Raw genomic sequence first — 1,212 nt, forward strand, 5'->3', positions numbered from 1 at the left:
CTGCGGCTCTCGGCCACCGCGCAGGACGGTCGCCTCGCGCAGTTCAGCGCCTCGGGCACCGTCATCACGTTCAAGGGCTTCCTCGACGCGTACGAGGAGGGCCGGGACGCCGAGGTCGACGGCGAGAACGCGGAGGCCAAGGACCGCCGCCTGCCGCAGGTGGCCCAGGGCGAGCGCCTCACCGGTGACCCGATCGAGGCCACCGGGCACGAGACCTCCCCGCCGGCCCGCTACACCGAGGCGTCGATCGTCGCCGAGCTGGAGCGCCGCGAGATCGGGCGTCCTTCCACGTACGCCCCGACGATCTCCACGATCATGGACCGCGGCTACGTGTCCAAGCGCGGCACCGCGCTCGTCCCGTCGTGGACCGCGTTCGCGGTGATCGGCCTGCTCGAGGACTACTTCGCGAAGTACGTGGACTACGACTTCACGGCCCGCATGGAGGACGACCTCGACCGGATCGCCGCGGGCGAGCTCGCCCGCGAGGCCTGGTTGCAGACCTTCTACTTCGGGGCCCCCGCCGCGGAGACGGAGAAGGGCGTCGAGGGCCTCAAGCACGTGGTGGACAACCTCGGTGAGATCGACGCGCGGGCCGTGAACTCGCTGCCGATCACCGAGGAGATCACCCTGCGGGTGGGCCAGTACGGCCCGTACCTGGAGCGGTCGCTGCCGGCCGACGCGGAGGCGGGCGCCACCCCGCCCCGCGCCAACGTCCCCGAGGACCTGGCCCCGGACGAGCTCACCCCGGCCAAGGCCGAGGAGCTGTTCGCCACCGCCCAGCCCTCCGAGCGCGAGCTCGGCACGGACCCGGAGACGGGCCGGACCGTCGTCGCCAAGGACGGGCGCTACGGCCCCTACGTCACCGAGGTCATCCCCGAGATGAGCGAGGAGGAGCTGCAGGCCTGGCTCGACGCGCAGCCCACCGAGTACTACAAGAACGGCAAGCCCAAGCCGAAGAAGAAGCCGGCCAAGGAGAAGCCCCGCACCGGCTCCCTCTTCACGAGCATGTCCGTGGACACCGTGACCCTCGAGCAGGCGCTGCAGCTGATGTCCCTGCCGCGCGTCGTGGGCGCGGACGCCGAGGGCGAGGTCATCACCGCCCAGAACGGCCGCTTCGGGCCCTACCTGAAGAAGGGCTCGGACTCGCGCTCGCTCGAGTCCGAGGACCAGATCTTCAGCATCACGCAGGAGCAGGCCCTCGAGATCTACGCC

At 71.0% G+C, this 1,212-nt stretch carries 1 protein-coding gene; it reads left to right on the top strand.

All coding sequences use genetic code 11. The features are described from left to right. On the top strand, nucleotides 1–1,212 hold a 1,212-nt coding region (locus ACFWJO_RS40035), incomplete at both ends, for a DNA topoisomerase (protein WP_386873254.1).

Origin of the sequence: Streptomyces sp. NPDC127092 (assembly GCF_042722475.1) — a bacterium.
GTDB lineage: Bacteria > Actinomycetota > Actinomycetes > Streptomycetales > Streptomycetaceae > Streptomyces.